Raw genomic sequence first — 19,211 nt, 5'->3', positions numbered from 1 at the left:
AGCGGCCGATAAACGCAGCTGTTCCCGGCAGAACCCGGAACCAAACCGTCATCATCGCTGCTCCGGCGCCGAGACCGGCAACTCCGCCATGGCCGCGCGGTGATCTGGACACGGCAAGCCCCGAGAGCATCATCGCCTTGACCGACACAATATGGCCCCGCACGCAGCCACGTGAATCATTGCGCCACCACGGGCTGAAATGGCTGCTGTCTTATCTCGTGAGGCACTCCGGGCGGACCTGGCAGGAGAAATGGATCTCGTCGGGGTTCAATGATGGTCACCGCAAAATACGCGAGCTGACCACGGGAAACTTCCGTCTTGACGGCGAGCTGGGGCATTCTCTGATGCTGCTGTGCTGTCTGCGTGTCGTTCGCCCTTCACTGGAAGCCTTCAAAATCAACTCGTTCTACCGCTACCACGAGCATTTTGAGCAAGCACAAAACGATCCTGATCTGGACCGCTTCCTTGCCCTGGTTGAACAGCAGGACACATCTGATCACTTCAAACGCTGCGCCCGGATGGATGTGGCATCAGCACTGACGACCCAGGGAATCCGGTTCGCTGACCTGAGCGCAGAAGCATTGCTGCACTACGCCATCGCCACGCGCGAGGGCGGCTGGGGCGGCGGGTATGAAACTCACGTCGGTTACCTTGCCTGGCGGGTGATGTCCGAATCCGGGCACTTTCCCGCCCAGGTCCCGCCAACTCTCCGCGCGGCGATGCGATCCCCGGCCCAGACGCCGGCTGAGTTGGTCGACAAGCACAGCGTCACTAATCCGGACATCCGCGACGTCTTCGTTGCCTACCTGACCCGGCGCAGCCACGACATCGACTACGCCACCTTACGGGACCTTTCAGAAGACATTTGCGGGAAGTTCTGGAACGGCCTCCAAAAGATCAACCCCGGCCAAGCGACCTTCGTCATCTCACAAGAGAACTACGAAAGCTGGCGGGCGGTTGTCGCTGTCCGCCGCGATGGAAAGCCACGCCTTCAGCTCGAAGCCGTCATGACGAATATCAGGGCCTTCTATCTCGACCTGCAGGGCTGGGCGGCCGAAGAACCAGAACGCTGGGCCCGATGGGTAGCGCCGTGCCCGATCGCTGGCAGAGAGACCCGGACGCTGGGCAAAGCCGCCCGCCGCGCAAAAGAACGCATGGACGCTAGGATCCGCCTCCTCCAGCCAGTACTCCCGGCATTCATCGCCGCCGCCACAGAACGCAAAGATCACTTCCAGGAACTTCTGAAAGTCGCCGGCGAAACCCGCAAAGACGAGATCATTACCGTCGGCGGCAAACAGTATCAACGCCTACACCGAGGGCGACGCCAGGCACCGCCGCTTCCATGGAGTATCGAACGTCCGCGTGCTCGACCTGTCCACCAACCGCAAGATCAATGTGACGTTCACCGAGGATGGCGTGTTTTGGCAGTGGGCGGCTGTTGAGACCTTGAGGCATACCGGCCTCCGGTGCGACGAACTGCTGGAACTATCGCAGCTGAGCATCCGTCAATACATCCGGCCGAACGGCGAAATCGTCGCACTCCTGGTCGTCGCTCCCTCAAAAAATGATCGGGAACGAGTCATCCCCATGAGCCCCGACCTTTTCCACGTTATCGCCACCATCATCCGGCGCCTGACCAGGAACAGGGAGAACGTGCCACTGGCGACCCGGTTCAACCCATCGGAAAGAGTCACCAGCGAGCCGCTGCCGTTCCTCTTCCAACGCACGATCGGACAACGCACCGAGGTAATCAACGCGGGAACGCTCCGAGATGAACTGGCCAAACTCAGCGACGCCGTCGCCCTCGACCATCCCGAGCTGGGCGGTTGCCGGTTCACACCGCACGATTTCCGCCGTCTTCTGGCCTCTGACCTGGTCAATAACGGCCTACCCATCCACATCGGCGCCGCACTTCTGGGACACCTCGATATTCAAACAACCCACGGTTACGTCACGGTCTTCCGGGAAGACGTCGTTAGGCACTACCAAAAACACCTCGCCGAGCGGCGCGCCGCCCGTCCAGCACGGGAATACAAGGCTCCAAGCAGGACCGAATGGGCTGAGTTCGAAGAACACTTCGACAAACGCAAAGTGGAGCTCGGGGACTGCGCACGACCCTACGCCACCCCGTGCGAACACGAGCACGCCTGCATCCGATGCCCCATGCTCCACGTGAAGCCTGACATGGTCTCCCGGCTCGACGAGATCCACATCGATCTCATAGCGCGCCGCGAGCTGGCCCACGCGAAAGGCTGGCTGGGGGAGATAGAAGGCATCGAGCTAACCATGCAGTTCCTCAAACAGAAACGCGCCGACGCTCAAAGACTCGGTGGGTTCGGGCAGACGATGCTAGGTATCCCAACAATCCGATCTGAGAAGTAGCTAATTCGCCGCGCCAGGGGGCGGAGCTGGCCCAAAAATCTCCGATACTCGGCACAGACCCATATACGGGTTCAACACTCGGCAAGCTGGTTCGGGCAACCGCCGGCGAGCCCAGTGAACCTCTGGATGCTCTCCAGGCTAGAGGTGTCAGGGATCGAGGCGTTCACTCACGAACTGCAGTCATGTAAAGATTCGACTGAATATTTTTAAAGCTATTGTGCCGCGGCATCCAGTGGAATATTCTCACCCCATATCTCATACAGAGGTATCCGGGGGGAAATTGGGGGAGAACATTTCAGGCAACGATGCCGGATAAACGCGTGTAATTCGCAAGAATCCTCTGCTTCAGGGGGATGGCCAGAGCTACTACGCCGAGATCCAGCCTTCGAGACGAAGCTGGTCCATGCACTCATCGACCTCGAACTTATGGGGTATCCAGAACTTATTGATGTCTGCTGATTGCGGAACTTGTTGGATTCAATTCCACCTAAATTCCATTTGTTGGGCCATATTTGCCTGCCTGCCAGAAGTGAGGCACCCACTGCACCCGTCTTCATTTGAGGAAGGAATTATGCACGTGGCAATCAGAAACAAGCGTATTTTGGGCCTAAGAGGGATGGCAGCCGGATTGGCGATATTTCTGGTATCAGTACTGGGAATGAGTCCGGCTCAGGCCTACTCACTTGAAGGGGTCCGATGGGAGAACACGCCCATCAGCGGGTGCTGCGCCTACATCAGCGTGCAGTATCAGCCGAACATGTACGGCATTAATATCACCGGCTGGGACAACGGGCGCTGGGCGTGGAATGCCAGCCCGGACAACCTCTATCTGAACGCGGGTAGTGGTGCGCTGACTGTCGACGACGCTTACAGCTCTACCGTCGGCTGGGACGGTATTACCTATTACGCCTGGCACGGGTGTTCAACCGGGAACTGTTTCAGCTATGCCAATGCCTATTTGAACTATTACTACACGTCGGGGTATTCGGCAGCCACCATTCAGGGAGTCGCCGCGCACGAGTTGGGGCATGCAATCGGACTTGCTCACACTAATGGCGGCGTTTTGATGACTCCCAACACACCCACGCGTAATTCCTGCGGGATTTACATGCCCACCGCGGATGACAACAACGGCTCCGTTGCCCTGTACTAACACGATCGACCCAAGAGGATGATGAAAATTATGAAGACTCACTCCATGAGGATGCTGGTGACCGGGACGGCATCAGCAATGGTCGCTATCGCTGCTGTCTCAGGCCTGGTCGGCTGTTCGAGCACACCGGGAAACACAAGTGCGACTACATCTGCCCAAACGGTCGGAATGGACGCCAGCTGGGCTGAGGCCTACAACAACCTGGGCGATCTCAAGGCGCATAGTGCGGTCGCGGTCCGGGGCAGCTTTACGCGCGTCATCGGACAGTCAAGCATCAAGACCATTCCGGTTACTGATTTCGAATTTACCGTTGAACAGGTGGTCCACGACCCGGGAAATATTGTGGCTGTTGGAGCGAAACTGACCGTACGCCAGACTGGCGGACTCGTGGATGGCGTCCTTCACCAAACCGATGATGACCCGCTGTTCAAGGTTTCAGAACAAGCCGTCTTGTTCCTGAAGCAACCCGAACCCGGCCTCTTTTACGTGATTGGAGGACCGTCGGGAAGATTTGAGGTTGCCAACGACAAGGTCACCCCATTCGCTCCTGGTGGGGTGAAATTCACCGGGACAACCGCAGAATTTGCAGCTGCGGTAAGAAACTCCTAACCGCCGGAACCACAAGGCCTGACCATGCCCCCGACAACAAAGAGTCAGGGGTATGGTCAGGCTCCACAGGACAATTTCGCGTGCGACTGCCCTTGACCGACCCGGCTCGAGGCAAGCAGTCACACGACCAGAAAGCCCCGTTCTCAAGACCCGTTTGATGGCTGCAGAAAGTGATATGTCGCTGCGCCTGAGCCGAATCCATGCCGGTTGCAAAGTGCAGAGAAGCTGGTGTCGTGCGCCGGGAGTTCGTGAAGAACCTGCTGGCTCGGAAGCAGGCACCCAAGGGCTCGCACTACTTCACGGTCCACGCCATCACCCACCACCCCGAAACCGCCAGCGGCTACCAGGGCGAAGTCGCCGCCGACATGATCGGAGCCAAAACTGAAGACAAGGCAGGACGCTGGGGCTGGAACCCCCTCCGCGACCACGTCGCCAACACTACCGCCCGGCCCGAGTTCTCCATGATCGCCTTGATCTGCGCAGGGTACGAAAAGACCATCGCCAAGGACACATGGCGGTCACCGCACCAAAGCCACCGTGACTACCTCAACCGGCTGGTCACGTGGGGATATGTTGACCGGACTAACGCAGCGTCACCTCCCTCGCGTAGGCAAACGATCACTGACGGGAACGACGGCTGCCTCCCGGGCCAAGGAGATGTCACTGCTCTGCAGCAGCATGAATCACGTGAAGTAAGGACCTGTCAGACCCTGAGGGTTGATAGCTCGGACGACTGAGCCAATGGAGGCTGCAGTATGGGTATTCAGAATCACGGCATTGTTGTTGGCCTTCGGTCCGTTGGCAGCGTTAAAGCCTTGCCAGTTTCGCCGTACTGGGAAGTGTTAGACGCTGACGAAGCGCGAGTTCCCAGTGTGGAGCGGTATCTGCAGGATTTCTGGGCTCGGGCACTTCCGCAGTTTCCTCGACAGGCGCACGGCGATGCGGCCTGCCGATGATTACATCGAACCTACAGACGCCGAAATCAGCGAGTTTCACGAGCACTTCAAAAAGCGAAAGGTTGAACTCGGCAGTTGCGGACGGGCCTATGGGACTCCTTGCATACACGAACATGCCTGCATCAGATGCCCCATGCTGCGCCCCGATCCAACACAACGAGCCCGGCTCGAAGAACTTATAGAAGCCCTTCGGATACGGAAGATAGAAGCCGAAGATCGCGGCTGGCTGGGCGAACTCGAAGGTATAGAGATCAGCCTCGAAGCAGCGCAGGAAAAAATAAGCCAGATGGTCAGACAAGTATCGCTTGGAATGCCGGTTGTCCCCTCATTGTGAGGTGCGAGGTCCGCGAACGGTCAATACAGCTAAAACTGACGGTAGGCGCCGATACTGTTTAGTCATCTGGCCCAACCACGTCGTTGGGTCATCAGGTTCAACAGGGGGAGTCGGCATGGAGAGTCGCGAAGGGCGCCAGAAATTCGAGCAATTGGCACGCGATATCAGCGAGTGCTCAAGATGGATGTGGCAGCCAAGGGTGGCAATGCAGAAACTCGACGCCATCCACACCGGCCTAGAGGAACTGATTCTTTCCGGAAGCGCGGATGCCAGAAGATGCATGAGGATGCTCCTGCACCTGTCGTCGCTGCAGATAGATGTCGCAAGTGATGCATCCGACGTGGATGAAATAAATCGTGGAATCGCATGGGCCCAGGACGTACTTGACGGGGAGAACGTGGATGAAGGATCCAAAGCTTCGGCAGCCTACAACCTCGCAAATGCACTGACATCGATTCACTATCTGGCTTGGACCGAGCACCGCGCAAAACCTGAAACTAAGGCAGGGAAACGAACTCCTTTCCGATTGAAGGAGCGCGAAATTGTCCGTCGCACGCGCGTTTTAAATGTCCGTGCTGCGAACAGCTCGGATCTGAACGGGACGGCCCGTTCGACAGCCTTATGTAACCTGGGTAACTCCCTGGACGAATCCGGGCGTTGGGTTGAGGCATATCAGTGCTATACGGACGCTTTGGAGGCGGATCCAAACAACGGCAATGCGGCGGGAAACGCGGCAGAGCTTCTGCGTCGTCGCATCAATCGTGGGCACGGACTCTTAGGCCATTACGCCGCGGTCTATGACTTCTACCTAAAGAAGGCGAAGGAGTTGCGGAGGCACACAGCGGCAATTGCTGGAGAGGACACGGCGCAGCGGTGGGACACTCTAGAGCTCACCGACAGCCCTGGGCATATCAGCCACGAAGGCGACAAACTAAACGACTACCAAAGGTGGATCAAACAGCACAGGCTGGCGCTGACTTTGGCTGTTGAAGGACTGGGCTCAGACGAGCCTAGGTGGGACAGTGCTGGCCTTGACGGCGTCACCGTCCGTCTCGGGGAGCCGGATCCTCCACCCATCTTTTCCTCCATGAACGTGCTCAAAGCAGAGTTCCTTACAGTGCGCCGACTTGCTTTCAACGGGGAAATGATGCTGTTGGATTCGCTGTATCAGCAACATCGAGAGGACACCGGTTGGTATGCGGATACCCTTGATCACTCCTTGTATGGAGAGCCCCCGGCGATGCTGATACTTGCTCAGCGAGCTAGCCTCGACCTTTTGGACAAAATAGCGGTCGCAGCGAATGAGCACTTTCAAACGGGTCTGCGTCCTGGGGACATCACCTTCCGCAACTATTGGTTCGACAACGGCTCTGGTGCCATTAGGAAGAAGCTCCCGCTTCCCGTGGATGGTTATGGTGCAGCGATCGCGCTGGCTGAGCTTTCTTTCGACATTTGTCCGGAAGGACTATACCCGGCTGCGCAATTGCTTCGGAATGCCGGCACTCATCGTTTGGTTCACTTGACTCATGGGGAGGCTACGGGCGTCACCGAGGATACGCATAGCACAGTCGACTTTATGGAGTTGATTGATGCCTGCCACGAATCGCTTCGGGTGGCCCGTGCCGCTTATATCTATCTGATTGACCTGGTTACTGAGAAGGAATCAGATGAACAAAAGGCACAGTTGATGAGCCTTCCCCTTCCTGAACAGATGTAGAGCGCGCCTCCTTCTGCAGGGGTTGTGTCGTCCTTCTCTGTTGTTCATCTTCCCTGCAGGAGATGACGTTTAGGACGTCAGGCGCGTCCGGAAGTGCTGCCTGATTTCTAGCACGTCGCTATTCCTCAGGCAGGAAGTATGAGTCATTCATCTTGGGGTTAGGCTTCACGAGGTCGTATCCGACTCTGGTGATCGCACTTCCCGAGCGTTCACGGGCTTCCTCAATTCGTTCACGGGCTGCATTGACGCGATTGCATTGTTCGCCGGATAAGTAAAAGGCCAATGCGGCTACATGCCTGTCGTGCCGACTGGCCTTTTCGAACTCGACATCTCCCTCTGAAGCCTCTTCTAAACTGCGAACTGCGTGTTCGACTGCCGAGAGTTTAACTCTGCGCGCCAGGCTAGGGAGGAGGTTGATCATTCCATCCTCACTGACTATGACGATGATGCATGAGCCCTCTGGCATTGCATGGTGATAGCGTACGGCCGAATTGTAACGAGCGCCTCGCGCAGCATCGCCGGTGCCGGTCACCGCAGTGCCGTCTAGGATGACACCAACTGCGTGACAGTGTCCATTTGGAGCGACAAGGATGGCGCCGTCAATCGCGGTTAGCGAAGCTAGGGCCTCTGATTCTAGGGGGCGTGGTTCTATGGCAAGAGCCTGTGGTGCTAGCCTCTTTGCTTCCAGCTCAGCCTCACGATGGATGACCAGCATGGTTCCGTGTTGCTGCTCGGCGGCAGCAAGGGTGAGCTCCCACAATGCTCGAGCGTCGCCGTCTTCATGGAAAACCCGTTCGACGGTGTCGAAAAACTTCTCCTCCGAGATTCTCTCCTGAGGAAGTTTCGCCATTCCATAGTCAAGCCGGAGAAGGTGTGAGTCAACGTGGGAAAGCTCCCATGAACCACGGCCAACGACTTTGACGGAATAGAGGTTCTCGGCCTCCTTTTTGTATCCATCTGATACGCGGCCGAGGCCATACGCTTTGATGCCGTCGCTGAGGAGATGAAGATTCACTCCGGTCATCTCAAGTGCCTTGCGGAAAGAGCGGGTCTCTCTAAGCACTATTGGATTAGAAAAGCGGATGTCGGTGATGACCTGGGGATGTCCCTCCTTGGCGAGAACGATGGTGCCTATACCCGTCCTTCCTTCATAAGGTTGCGCGGCAACCGCCTCCATGGCCTCGGGAAACCCACCGCCCATCCAATCCCCGTGCACCGTAACCAGCCGATTTACGAAATCGTGCGCAGCATGCCGTACAACATCAGCTGAATTATCCCCGGCACGGCCGAGACTTTGCGGTGGCTGCGCCCGGCCCAAGGCACTTGTGGCCAGATCCAAAATCTCCCACAGGACAGCCGACTGAAGTGAAGGTCGCGTTGATATTCGGGAGAAGCTTTGCTCTTTGTCCAGTTGTGGGTAAAGGCCCCAGCGACTTCTGAGGACGCTGATGACAGGATAGACGCGGTAGTCACCAACGTGCCCGGGGTACCCAACAAAGAACGTTCTTTCAGATTCGGTATCAGAATTGCCCAGGGCCGAGCTGAGTGCTTTCATCCGGCATGATTCGACAAGGCCGCGCACGAAGCGCTCGTGGACGTCAGGATGTGTGTGCAGAACGTTGCGATCTGGATGCACCTCGTACAGTTGGTCCGCATTCTGCAGCACGTCCCCCAGCAGGTCGGGAGAGTACGGTCCCGTTTCTGGCTCGACACAAATCGGCCAGGGCCCGTTTCCGGCTTCACGGAAACCAACCAAGTAAGCTTCGGGCGCCACTTCTACGCCTATTGAGGAAAGGGCGTGCTTCGCGAGAAAAGTGAGCGAAGACCTGAAGTGCGGCTGGAAACCCCACATGAACTGTTGAATAGTGTCGCGCATCTGCACCTTCTATAGCACTGAGTAAATTGACCCACCGGGAAGGGGCGGTCACCGAAGGCAGTGTATCGGCCGGGCCCCACGCCCACCGCGCTCTTGGGTAGCTTCTCGATCAGTAGCGACCCTTTTGCCCCAGCTTTAGCGGGTCCTAGGCGCTCCCTGTCCTACGCTTGTCCCAACCCGACTTCAAAACACAACGCGTCGCAACATTAGTTAGTGGCTTTGACGTGGATAAGGCAGGAAAAATCATGGACTGGAACGAACTTGGGAGGAATGCCCTGACTATCGCTGCTGCCGTCGTCGCGCCCGCGGTGTCCCTAGTGACTTTGTTCCTGAAGATTCGGGAGTCGAGTGGGCGAAGACGGGCACACACAATCGCAACGGAGGCCTACGCTCTAGCGAAGGCCGTTGGGGAACTCGGGCCAGGGGACGCTGGTAGCGCACACGCTCGCTATCTCCGAAATGACTTGCTGCGTTCCGGCAATGAAGCAACTCGGCAGTACTTGCTGTTGTCTACAGCCCAGAACAGAAAAGTCAGGAACTGGATTGAGGGAACTGTCTACTCCATCACGTGTCTAGCCTTCGGGCTCGCCCTATTGCAGTTTCCGAGCGTCTTCCAGCTCGCCGAGGTTCCTGCGTCGCTCACTTGGTACGTGATGGGTTTGTTCTTCGTTGTGCTCGGCGCCGGTTCACTGCTCCTGGTTGCCAAGGCAATTAGGCGCAGAGGTAGGGGCATCCTGAGACTCTTACGTCAACGACTTCAGCGACGTAGCCCTCAAAAGGGGCATGTACTCATCGGCAATCGACCCTCCTCGGACTTGTCCTGACCCCATCGAACTTGTGGGTGACCTATCAGGCACATTTAGGCTGTTGCCCCGCCCCTTGAGTATCAATTGATGAGCGCCAGTAGTCCGGAGAAGCTACACCGCATCCGAGGCCGAGCAGATCATCATCGACAGCGGCAAGGAAACCAGCACCGAAGCCGCGTAGAAGACCCTTGCCGGGCGGTAACCAACCCGCCCGGCAAGGCACAAACCACCAGCGGCGGACCGGGAACCTCCCGTAGGTCGGGCGGTCCGCCGCCAGGGCGAACCACAGCAGCCACTCGCCCGCGACGGACCGCCAGTCACCGCGATGTTCCAGGGTGCCACCATCCAGCCGCGCGACCATGAACAACGCGGTACCCAGCTCGCGGCAGCATCACAAACACTTCAGCTCCGCTGAACCAAAGATTTCCTTTGCAGAGGGAAAAATGAAAAGGCCGGCACAGTGTGCCGGCCTTTTCGGTTTCATGGACACTGATGCTGATGCAACAGTTCAGTCTTGCCTCGGTGCCGTCACCTAGTTGAAGGGAAGTGCTATTGACTGCTTCAATTCTTTCGGCTGGCCGTCTTCTTCCCATTCCATTTCTGCAAGAACGTTTCCGGTCTGTGCACTAGACCAGTTCAAGTCCCAAACGAACTCTCCGAGTGGAGTGATAGTAGGGAGTATGTGAGGGTTAGTGACCATAGGTGCCTTACCACCTTGCCCTGTTAATTTCAGAGTAAATGATTCTGCGGCGGTATCGCCCAAGTTCTGGACCCGAATCTTCTTGGCATAACGAGTCTCCTGGTGACTCGCCTGAGGTTTGGCTCCAGTGGGTGTCGGTCGCGCGCTGTCAGCCTCGACGGACAGGTTCAGAGCCGTTATATCGTGTTCGATCGCCTCATCGACCTTCCTGGTGAGGTCTTGCAAGTTGTCGTAGGCGAAATAAAGTCCCTTTTTCTCGAATTGCTTACGGTATTTATTAAGCTCAATCGAAGTTTCTTCTGCACCGCGGGGGACGAGTTCATTGCTGAAGAAGACATGCACAGGTTTACCCGCTTTATCAACAGCCTCTATTTCTTCGACAGTTCCTGATATTGCTCGCGGAGTAGGTCCGCCAAGTTTCGTATTAAAGATTCCGATCACAATATCGCAGGAATCAACAAGCTGATCGTTGATCATCTGTTGGCCGTCGCCGCCCGTCTTGGGCACCGAATCGTTCTCCCATCTACGGGGAAGAATCATGACACGTTCCCGCTCAGACCGTCGACTATTCCACTTGTGGAGCACCTCTTCGACCGCATCTCGGGCTTCTCCGGTATCAGTCGGAGAGGCAATAAGGACTTTGAGGACGTGTGCGTTGTAGGCCATGTGACTGAATGTTATACGCAGAAAAACTCTCTCCGCGCATTGCCCCGTGGGAGTGGCGAAAGCGGTTCAACCTGCAGGCGGCCGGAGCGTTCGGTAATGCCGTCAATAACGACCGTTCCTGACCCAAACCTCGGCATGCCTCCGAAAATTGTAACTTTCGGCGATAAATGGCCGCCTTTTCGCGGCGTTATTTGGCGCCTGAATGAGGCTCCGCCGGACCGTCTGCTGATGTTTCCTCGCCTTCGCCGGAGCTGGCCGTGTCTCCGTCGCTCTCGCTTTCCTCGACCTCGACCTCTACCTCAAGCTCGTAAGTTCCCGACCAACTCACGAAGGGTCCCTTCCAGCCGTACCTCGAAAGACCCTTCAGGTCGGTCTCTACCAGCGCCCCGTTGATCACCCTGAGGACTCGGAAATCAGCAGTTTTCTGGCGGTTCTCGCCTCGCAGCGTTACCTTCGCGAGCTCGCCCTCCTCGAAGACCCACACATCACCGTCGGACTTCCACATTGTCTTAGTAGCCATATCGCGATATTAGTGCAGCCGCTGGCTCAGCTTTTTCCTGGCGACGCAGCGCCTGGGGAAATGGTGATGATCAAAAACGACCCTTTTGCCAGCGCCGACGGCCAAGCGAGGAACCCTGCCAAAAGGCCCGATTTTCCTTGCATCGTTGGGTCAGAAGTCGACTGCGAAAACTACTGGAGCGAACGTGGTCAAAACTTGGTGAGAGAGGGTTTTTGAATTGAGGACGCGGAATCTGCGGCGCCCCCACCCTCGCCGTAGCATCCGGACACACAGCGCAACGCAGGCGCCCCCGACCGTAACCTGTTTAAATGCCTCGTTTCGCACTGGACATCGAGTCCGTCCCCCGTCCCGCCCGTTCCCAGGAACTCCTGGACGCTGTGAACCACCGGGTGGTCATCGCCGACGGCGCCATGGGCACCATGCTGCAGGGGCGCGACCTGCAGCTGGACGCGGACTTCCAAAACCTCGAGGGCTGCAACGAGATCCTCAACGACACGCGCCCGGACGTCATCGCGGACATCCACGACGCCTACTTCGCCACCGGCATCGACGCCGTGGAAACCAACACCTTCGGCGCCAACTGGTCCAACCTCTCCGACTACGGCATCGACGACCGCATCGAGGAACTCGCCCTCAAGGGCGCCAAAATCGCCCGCGAACGCGCCGAAGCTGCGGAAGAAACAGACGGCCGCATGCGCTGGGTCCTCGGCTCCATGGGCCCCGGCACCAAGCTTCCCAGCCTCGGCCACACCAGCTACGACCACCTCAAGCAAACCTTCGCGCTGCAGGCCGAGGGCCTCATCGACGGCGGCGCGGACGCGTTCCTCATCGAAACCAGCCAGGACCTCCTGCAGACCAAGGCCGCCGTCAACGGCTGCAAGCAGGCCATCGTCGCCAAGGGCGTCCGCCTCCCCATCTTCGTCGAGGTGACGGTCGAGACCACCGGAACCATGCTCATGGGCTCCGAAATCGGTGCCGCGCTCACCGCCCTTGAACCGCTCGGCGTCGACGCCATCGGCCTGAACTGCGCCACTGGCCCGGACGAGATGAGCGAACACCTCCGCCACCTCTCCAAGCAGTCCTCCGTCGCCATCGCCTGCATGCCCAACGCCGGCCTGCCCGTCCTCGGCGCCAACGGCGCGCACTACCCGCTCTCACCCGCCGAGCTCGCCACCGCGCACGAACAGTTCGTGCGTGAATTCGGCCTGGGCCTGGTGGGCGGCTGCTGCGGTACGACGCCGGAACACATGGCCGCCGTCGTCGAACGTCTTGCGCCATTCCGCACCAAAGCCGTGGAGACAAAGCCAAACAACGCGCCGGCGAGAATCCCCACGGAACGTGAGGCCGGCGTCGCCTCCCTTTACCAGCACGTGAACTTCCACCAGGAGTCTGCCTACCTGGCCATCGGTGAGCGCACCAACGCCAACGGCTCCAAGGCCTTCCGCCAGGCCATGCTCGATGAACGCTGGGACGACTGCGTGGACATCGCCCGCGAACAGATCCGCGTCGGCGCCCACCTGCTGGACGTCTGCGTGGACTACGTGGGCCGCGACGGCGTGGCGGACGTGAAGGAGATCGTCTCCCGGTTCGCGTCCGCCTCCACCCTCCCGCTCGTCATCGACTCCACCGAACCTCCCGTCCTCAAGGCCGGCCTGGAACTCATCGGCGGCCGCCCCGTGGTCAACTCGGTCAACTACGAGGACGGCGACGGCCCCAATAGCCGCTTCGCCCGCATCATGCCGCTGGTCAAGGAACACGGCACCGCCGTCATCGCCCTGACCATCAACGAGGAAGGCCAGGCCCGCACTACCGAGGGCAAGGTGGCCATCGCCTCCCGCCTCGTCGACTCCCTGGTGGGCGAATGGGGCATGCGCGTCGAGGACATCATCGTCGACTGCCTCACCTTCCCCGTCGCCACCGGCCAGGAGGAAACCCGCCGCGACGGCATCGAAACCATCGAAGCCATCCGCCAGATCACCACGAAGTACCCGGGCATCAACACCACCCTCGGCGTCTCCAACGTCTCCTTCGGCCTGAACCCGGCCGCGCGCATCGTCCTGAACTCCGTGTTCCTGCACGAAGCCGTCCAGGCCGGCCTGACCAGCGGCATCATCGACGCCGCCAAGATCGTCCCGCTCGCCTCCCTCCCGGAGGAGCAGCGCAAGGTGGCCCTGGACCTGGTCTGGGACCGCCGCGAATACGACGCCGACGGCAACACCACCTACGACCCTCTGGCCCGCATGCTCGACATGTTCGCCGGCGTCGACACCGCAGCGCTCAAGGACCAGCGCGCCGCCGAACTCGCCGCGCTGCCCACGGGCGCCCGCCTGGAACGCCGCATCATCGACGGCGAAGGCAAGGGCCTCGAGGAGGACCTGGACCTGGCCCGCAGCGAAGGCATGACCCCGCTCGGCATCATCAACGACCACCTGCTCGAGGGCATGAAGGTGGTGGGCGAACGCTTCGGCGCCGGCGAAATGCAGCTGCCGTTCGTGCTGCAGTCTGCCGAAGTCATGAAGAACGCCGTGGCACTGCTGGAACCGCACATGGAGAAGTCGGACTCCTCCGGCAAGGGCACCATGGTGATCGCCACCGTGCGCGGCGACGTGCACGACATCGGCAAGAACCTGGTGGACATCATCCTCACCAACAACGGCTACAAGGTCATCAACATCGGCATCAAGCAGGGCATCGCCGAGATCATCGCCGCCGCCGAGGAGCATAACGCCGACGTTATCGGCATGTCCGGGCTGCTGGTGAAGTCAACCGTGGTGATGAAGGAGAACCTCGCGGAGCTGCAGTCCCGCGGTCTCGCCAAGAAGTGGCCGGTCATCCTGGGCGGCGCCGCCCTCACCCGCGCCTACGTGGAGCAGGACCTGGCCGAGCAGTTCGACGGCGTGGTCCGCTACGCCAAGGACGCCTTCGAGGGCCTCTCCCTCATGGAACCCCTGGTGCGCGTGGCCCGAGGCGAATCACCGGACGACGTCGGCCTGCCGCCGTTGAAGAAGCGCATCCACAAGGGCGGGGCGAAGTTCACCATCACCGAGCCCGAAGCCATGCCCGGCCGCTCCGACGTCGCCAGCGACAACCCCGTGCCCGTGCCGCCGTTCTGGGGTACCCGCATCGTCCGCGGCGTCTCGCTCCACGACTACTCCGCGTTCCTCGATGAGCGCGCCACCTTCATGGGCCAGTGGGGCCTCAAGCCCGGCCGCGGCGAGGACGGCGCCTCCTACGAGGAACTCGTGGAACGCGAAGGCCGCCCGCGCCTGCGCTACTGGCTGGACCGCATCCTCGGTGAAGGCATGCTGGACGCCTCCGTGGCCTACGGCTACTTCCCCGTGGTCTCCGAGGGCGAACAGGTGGTGGTCCTGCACCACGGCGAGGATCCCGACGGCGTCTTAGGCCAGGCAGGCCTGCTCGCCCCGGACGGTGGTTCAGGCGGACCCATCGGCACCGACCGCCTGCGGTTCGACTTCCCGCGCCAGCGCCGCGACCGGCACCTGTGCCTGGCAGACTTCGTGAAGTCCCGCGAGTCTGGCCAGATCGACGTGCTGCCCGTGCAGCTGGTCACTGCCGGCTCCAAGATCGAAGAGTTCACGTCCAAGATGTTCGCGGCCAACCAGTACCGCGACTACTACGAGCTCAACGGCCTGGTCATGCAGCTCACCGAGGCGCTGGCCGAGTTCTGGCACGCCCGCATCCGGAAGGAGCTCGGATTCGGCGCCGAGGAGCCGAAGGAGACGGCGGGGTACTTCAAGCTGGACTACCGCGGCGCCCGGTTCTCGCTGGGCTACCCGGCCTGCCCGGACATGGAGGACCGCCGCAAGGTCACCGAGCTGCTGAAGCCCGAGCGCATGGGCGTCATCCTGAGCGACGAGCTCATGCTGCACCCCGAGCAGTCCACCGACGCGTTCGTTTTCCACCACCCGGAGGCCAAGTACTTCAAGGTGTGAGCTGGCGCCGCTTCTTGGAGTGCGCGGCTGGGGTGTGAGCGGAGCCGCCCTGGTCGTCGGCCGCCTGTGAGCCCTGTCCGCCGGGGCCCGTAACCCCGGACACCGGCTTCACCCGCCGCAGCGACGCGAGCACCGCACGGCCCACCACGGCGATGCCGATCACCGTGGTGACGGCGCGCAGGGTGTCCCAGCCAGCCGTCGACGTCAACAGCGAATACAGCAGGAAGCTGCTGAGGTTGGTGCCCAGCGGCGCGCCCGGAACGTAGGAGATACCGGTGCCGCCGCCCACCGCGAACGGCCAGAACCACAGGTTCAGCAGCAGCCCGAACACGTACGACGACACCACCCCGTAGGCCGCCAGCATCCACAGTTCGGCCCTGCCGCGCACCCGGCGGGGGAGCAGGCCGGCCCCGGCGCCCACCCACGCGCAGGCGAAGACCTGGAACGGCGTCCACGGCCCGATCCCGCCCCACAGTGCGCTGGAGACGGCAATCGTGGCGGCCCCGAGCAGCAGCCCGAACCGGGCGCCGAACGCCCGGCCCGCCAGGATCAGCAGGATAAACACCGCTTCCACGCCGCCGACGCCGGTGCTCGCCACCCGCACGGCGGAACCGACGGCAGTGAGCACCCCGAGCAGCGCCACCGTGTGTGCGGAGCGGACGGATCCGTCCAGGGAAAGCACGACGGCGACGGCTGCCACGGGTGCGATGGCCAGGGCAATGTAGGGGGTGGAGGCGGCAGCGTCCTGGGGGAGTGCCGCGGCCAGCAGCGGCCAGCAGAACGCCGCCAAGGCAGCCAGATTGGCGAGAGCCAGGACAGCAAGCTCGGCGCCCCGCGGCATCCGGACCTGGTGGGGCCTCCTGGCGCCCGGTACGTCTGCCGGTTCAGCGGTGGACGCAACCGCCTGCGCGCCGGTAAGAGCGGGCACGGATGTTTGGACGCGCGGTGCAGGGACATACGGTTCAGGTTCAGCGACAGTTTCCAGGGATGGTGCCACCCCATCGCGCATCGGGAGGATCCGGGCGCCCAGGCCGTGGGCGAAGTCGAGGTCGTGCGTGGCGATCAGGACCGCGGCACCGTCCTCGGCAGCGGTACGCAGGGCCGCCGCCACAGCAGTCCGTGCGGCAGGATCGAGCCCGCGCGTGGGTTCGTCGATGAGCAGTACATCCGGGTCATCCATGGTCTGCAGGGCGATGGCCAGGATCCTGCGCTCGCCGGCGGAGAGGTCCCGCGGATGCCCGTTCCCGATGGGAATATGGACGCCTCCCCGCAGCCGGGTAAGGCGGGCCGTCGCGGTCCCGGCAGCAACCGCCGTGCCGTTCTTCCGGCGCGCCAGCCGCCGCTCCGCCGACCGCAGCTCGCCCGTGACCGTGTCCCTGGTGAAGAGGTCGTCCGACGCGTCCGGCACCAGGGCGACCCGGCCCCCGTCGGACGTTGTCCCCGTACCCTCACCCAGGGCCAGCGCCACCAGGAGGGACGACTTCCCGGCCCCGTTGGGCCCAACCAGCGCCACGATCTCGCCGCGGTGCAGGGCGAGCGAGGCGTCGCGGACCAGCGTCGCGCCTTTCCGGTGTACCTCGAGGTGGGTCGCCGTCAACACGGGGGCATGGCCGTGATCCGGACCGGCCGCCGGCAAGACAACGGCCGGAGCCGAGGGGGAGGCTGCGGTGCCCGGGACAAGTACGCCGCCCTCGATGGTCCACCAGGAGTCAGCCACCGGAACCAGCGCCGCCGCCCGGTGTTCGGCCACGATGACGCATACACCGTGTTCGCGGGCCAGGGCGTCGAGGACGGCGATGACGCGGCTGCGTGCCGTGCCGTCGAGGTCGGCCAGGGGCTCGTCCACCAGCAGCAGCCGGGGCTGGTCCACGACGGCGGCGGCGATGGCCACGAGCGTTGCCTCACCGGCCGAGAGGGTGCTGACGTCCCGGTCCAGCAGCGCGGAGACCCCGATCCGGTGCGCCACCTCCCGTACCCGGGCCTTCGCGGCGGCGGAGGGCACGCCACGGAGTTCGAGGGCCAGGGCAATGTCGTCCCGGACGCGTGTGGTGGCAAACGCGGCGCGCGGATTCTGCAGGACGACGCCCATCAACCCCGCGGTATCACGCGGGGGAGCGCTGGCGCGGTCCGTCCCGGCTATCTGCACCGTGCCGGACAGCGCGCCACCGTCCACGTGCGAAAGGAGGCCCGCGAGGCCGCGCAGAATGGTGGACTTGCCGGAGCCTGTGGGCCCGGTGATCACCGCGACGGACCCAGCCGGCGGTGCAAAGGAGTCAACCCTCATGCGCGTGTCAGCGATGCGGAACTGTGCGTCGCGCACCAGAAGCGGGCCGCCGTCGTCGTGATGTCCTTGGCGGGATGCCCGGCTGCCGAAGCCGCGCAGCTCTAGGGCCGCGGCAATGCGGCCGGCATGCTCAAGGGTGCGTTCGAGGACGGGCACGAGGGCGCGGGGGCCGAAGCGTTCGCCGCGGAGCCGGAAGGCGAGGCGCACCGAGGCCACGGCGTCGGCCAGCGCCGGGAGGGCCGCCCAAGCCACCACCAGCATGCGGGCCACGCCCTGCAGGGGGCCGCCGCGGGCCAGGCGGACGAAGCCACGGGACACATCCACCCAGGCGTTGAGCAGGCCGAAGCCGAGGATCGTTGCGGCGATGGGCAGCGCTGACAGCACCGCCGCCCAAAGCCCCGGGGCCGTGATCGGACCCAGGAACACCACGTGGGCGTACGGGGCGGGGAGCCTCAGCGGCGGAAGGTCCAGCAGGACCGGGGTACCGGTGGCGGCCCCGTTGAAAAGGGCCCGGTAGGCGACCCGCGCCGCGATGAACACAGCAGCGAGAACCGCCGCTGCGCGCAACGGCGCGGGCCGGAAGGTCATGACGCGGGTGCTGCCGGTTCGTTGTCCACCGTGTAGAGCAGTTCAAGGCTCTCGCCGGGGTTGAGCTTCAGGCTGTCCAAGCCTTCCTGTGCGTAAGCCCACGTGCCGGCCGCGGGCTTCACCCAGAGCGCCCAATACGAGACAGTGTTTTTGTCATCGCACGCTTCACGGGTGGTGCCACCCTTGTGCTTGATGTCGAAGTCCGCGGCGGGCACTCCGTTGACGCGGCACGCGAAGCTCGTGGGGTACTTGGCGGTGCCCTCGGTCTTGATCTTGGCCTGTTCGAGGACCTTGGCGGCCACGGTGGGGCCATCCACAGACACGCAGGCGGAGGTGTCGGCGGCGGACTGCTTCAGGGCGCCCGAATCGACGATGACCTTCACGCCCGCGCAGGGGCCGGCGGTGGTTGAAGCAGCGCTCGACGAAGCAGCTGCAGATGAGGCGGGGGCCGAGGAGCTTGGCTGGGTGGAGGCCGGCGTGGAACAGGCGGCGAGGGTAAGCAGGAGGCCTGCGGCGGCGAGGGAGCCCGCGGACGCGGTGCGGAGTTTAGTCAATGTCACCTGTCAAGGGTAGGGCGTTGGCGCTCCGGAGCGGATGGCCGTTCCGTTGTGTGACGCGGGCCCTCGCCGCCCGCCGTCCCAACCAACGCAAAAGGGCCGACGGCGGC

General features: G+C 61.8%; 12 protein-coding genes and 1 pseudogene. 7 read left to right on the top strand and 6 right to left on the bottom strand.

Annotated features, from left to right (window positions below):
• Positions 1 to 137: 137 nt before the first annotated feature.
• From VIK36_RS20340 to VIK36_RS20320, 5 genes and pseudogenes are all read left to right on the top strand, one after another.
• Positions 138 to 1,442, top strand: coding sequence for a hypothetical protein (locus VIK36_RS20340; protein WP_324643412.1), 1,305 nt, complete (start codon positions 138 to 140; stop codon positions 1,440 to 1,442).
• Positions 1,396 to 2,382, top strand: a complete 987-nt coding sequence (locus VIK36_RS20335; protein WP_324643410.1) for a site-specific integrase — start codon at positions 1,396 to 1,398, stop codon at positions 2,380 to 2,382. Before VIK36_RS20340 ends, VIK36_RS20335 begins: the two co-directional genes overlap by 47 nt.
• A 577-nt stretch (positions 2,383 to 2,959) precedes the next feature.
• On the top strand, positions 2,960 to 3,535 hold the full coding sequence (locus VIK36_RS20330; RefSeq protein ID WP_324643408.1) for a matrixin family metalloprotease: 576 nt from the start codon (positions 2,960 to 2,962) through the stop codon (positions 3,533 to 3,535).
• A gap of 45 nt (positions 3,536 to 3,580) precedes the next feature.
• Positions 3,581 to 4,144: a hypothetical protein gene (locus tag VIK36_RS20325; RefSeq protein WP_324643407.1), complete on the top strand. Its 564-nt coding sequence runs from the start codon at positions 3,581 to 3,583 to the stop codon at positions 4,142 to 4,144.
• A 224-nt stretch (positions 4,145 to 4,368) separates the two neighbouring features.
• Positions 4,369 to 4,716, top strand: a pseudogene (locus VIK36_RS20320) (chromosome partitioning protein ParB); the annotation flags it as partial.
• Between the two features lie 235 nt (positions 4,717 to 4,951).
• Here VIK36_RS20320 and VIK36_RS20315 read toward each other — a convergent pair.
• Positions 4,952 to 5,398: a hypothetical protein gene (locus VIK36_RS20315; RefSeq protein ID WP_324643406.1), complete on the bottom strand. Its 447-nt coding sequence runs from the start codon at positions 5,396 to 5,398 to the stop codon at positions 4,952 to 4,954.
• Positions 5,399 to 5,549: 151 nt separating this feature from the next.
• Here VIK36_RS20315 and VIK36_RS20310 point away from each other — a divergent pair, with 151 nt between their 5' ends.
• Positions 5,550 to 7,151: an LA2681 family HEPN domain-containing protein gene (locus tag VIK36_RS20310; protein WP_324643405.1), complete on the top strand. Its 1,602-nt coding sequence runs from the start codon at positions 5,550 to 5,552 to the stop codon at positions 7,149 to 7,151.
• A gap of 118 nt (positions 7,152 to 7,269) precedes the next feature.
• On the opposite strand, the gene VIK36_RS20305 is transcribed toward VIK36_RS20310, so the two are convergent.
• From VIK36_RS20305 to VIK36_RS20295, 3 genes are all read right to left on the bottom strand, one after another.
• On the bottom strand, positions 7,270 to 9,027 hold the full coding sequence (locus tag VIK36_RS20305) for a diadenylate cyclase (RefSeq protein ID WP_324643404.1): 1,758 nt from the start codon (positions 9,025 to 9,027) through the stop codon (positions 7,270 to 7,272).
• A gap of 1,338 nt (positions 9,028 to 10,365) precedes the next feature.
• Positions 10,366 to 11,199, bottom strand: coding sequence for a hypothetical protein (locus tag VIK36_RS20300; protein WP_324643403.1), 834 nt, complete (start codon positions 11,197 to 11,199; stop codon positions 10,366 to 10,368).
• Positions 11,200 to 11,386: 187 nt separating this feature from the next.
• Positions 11,387 to 11,719 carry a hypothetical protein gene (locus VIK36_RS20295; protein WP_255173596.1) on the bottom strand — a complete coding sequence of 111 codons (333 nt, stop codon included), beginning with the start codon at positions 11,717 to 11,719 and terminating at the stop codon, positions 11,387 to 11,389.
• 308 nt (positions 11,720 to 12,027) lie between these two features.
• Here VIK36_RS20295 and metH point away from each other — a divergent pair, with 308 nt between their 5' ends.
• Positions 12,028 to 15,672 carry a methionine synthase gene (gene metH, locus VIK36_RS20290; RefSeq protein WP_255173595.1) on the top strand — a complete coding sequence of 1,215 codons (3,645 nt, stop codon included), beginning with the start codon at positions 12,028 to 12,030 and terminating at the stop codon, positions 15,670 to 15,672.
• Here metH and VIK36_RS20285 read toward each other — a convergent pair.
• Complete coding sequence (locus VIK36_RS20285; protein WP_324643402.1) at positions 15,662 to 18,544, bottom strand: ATP-binding cassette domain-containing protein; 2,883 nt, start codon at positions 18,542 to 18,544, stop codon at positions 15,662 to 15,664. The two genes, metH and VIK36_RS20285, sit on opposite strands and share 11 nt — an antisense overlap.
• Entirely contained in the window at positions 18,541 to 19,104 is a 564-nt protein-coding gene (locus VIK36_RS20280; RefSeq protein WP_255173593.1) for a hypothetical protein, read from the bottom strand. Before VIK36_RS20280 ends, VIK36_RS20285 begins: the two co-directional genes overlap by 4 nt.
• Positions 19,105 to 19,211: the final 107 nt, after the last annotated feature.

This window comes from Pseudarthrobacter sp. LT1 (assembly GCF_035621795.1).
Taxonomy (GTDB): domain Bacteria; phylum Actinomycetota; class Actinomycetes; order Actinomycetales; family Micrococcaceae; genus Arthrobacter.
This window is presented reverse-complemented; position numbering and strand designations above follow the sequence as displayed.

Coding starts and splice junctions, on each gene's coding strand:
- VIK36_RS20325 (WP_324643407.1), top strand. CDS start 3,581: ATGAGGATGCTGGTGACCGGGACGGCATCAGCAATGGTCGCTATCGCT.
- VIK36_RS20285 (WP_324643402.1), bottom strand. CDS start 18,544: ATGACCTTCCGGCCCGCGCCGTTGCGCGCAGCGGCGGTTCTCGCTGCT.
- VIK36_RS20300 (WP_324643403.1), bottom strand. CDS start 11,199: ATGGCCTACAACGCACACGTCCTCAAAGTCCTTATTGCCTCTCCGACT.
- metH (WP_255173595.1), top strand. CDS start 12,028: ATGCCTCGTTTCGCACTGGACATCGAGTCCGTCCCCCGTCCCGCCCGT.
- VIK36_RS20295 (WP_255173596.1), bottom strand. CDS start 11,719: ATGGCTACTAAGACAATGTGGAAGTCCGACGGTGATGTGTGGGTCTTC.
- VIK36_RS20310 (WP_324643405.1), top strand. CDS start 5,550: ATGGAGAGTCGCGAAGGGCGCCAGAAATTCGAGCAATTGGCACGCGAT.
- VIK36_RS20305 (WP_324643404.1), bottom strand. CDS start 9,027: ATGCGCGACACTATTCAACAGTTCATGTGGGGTTTCCAGCCGCACTTC.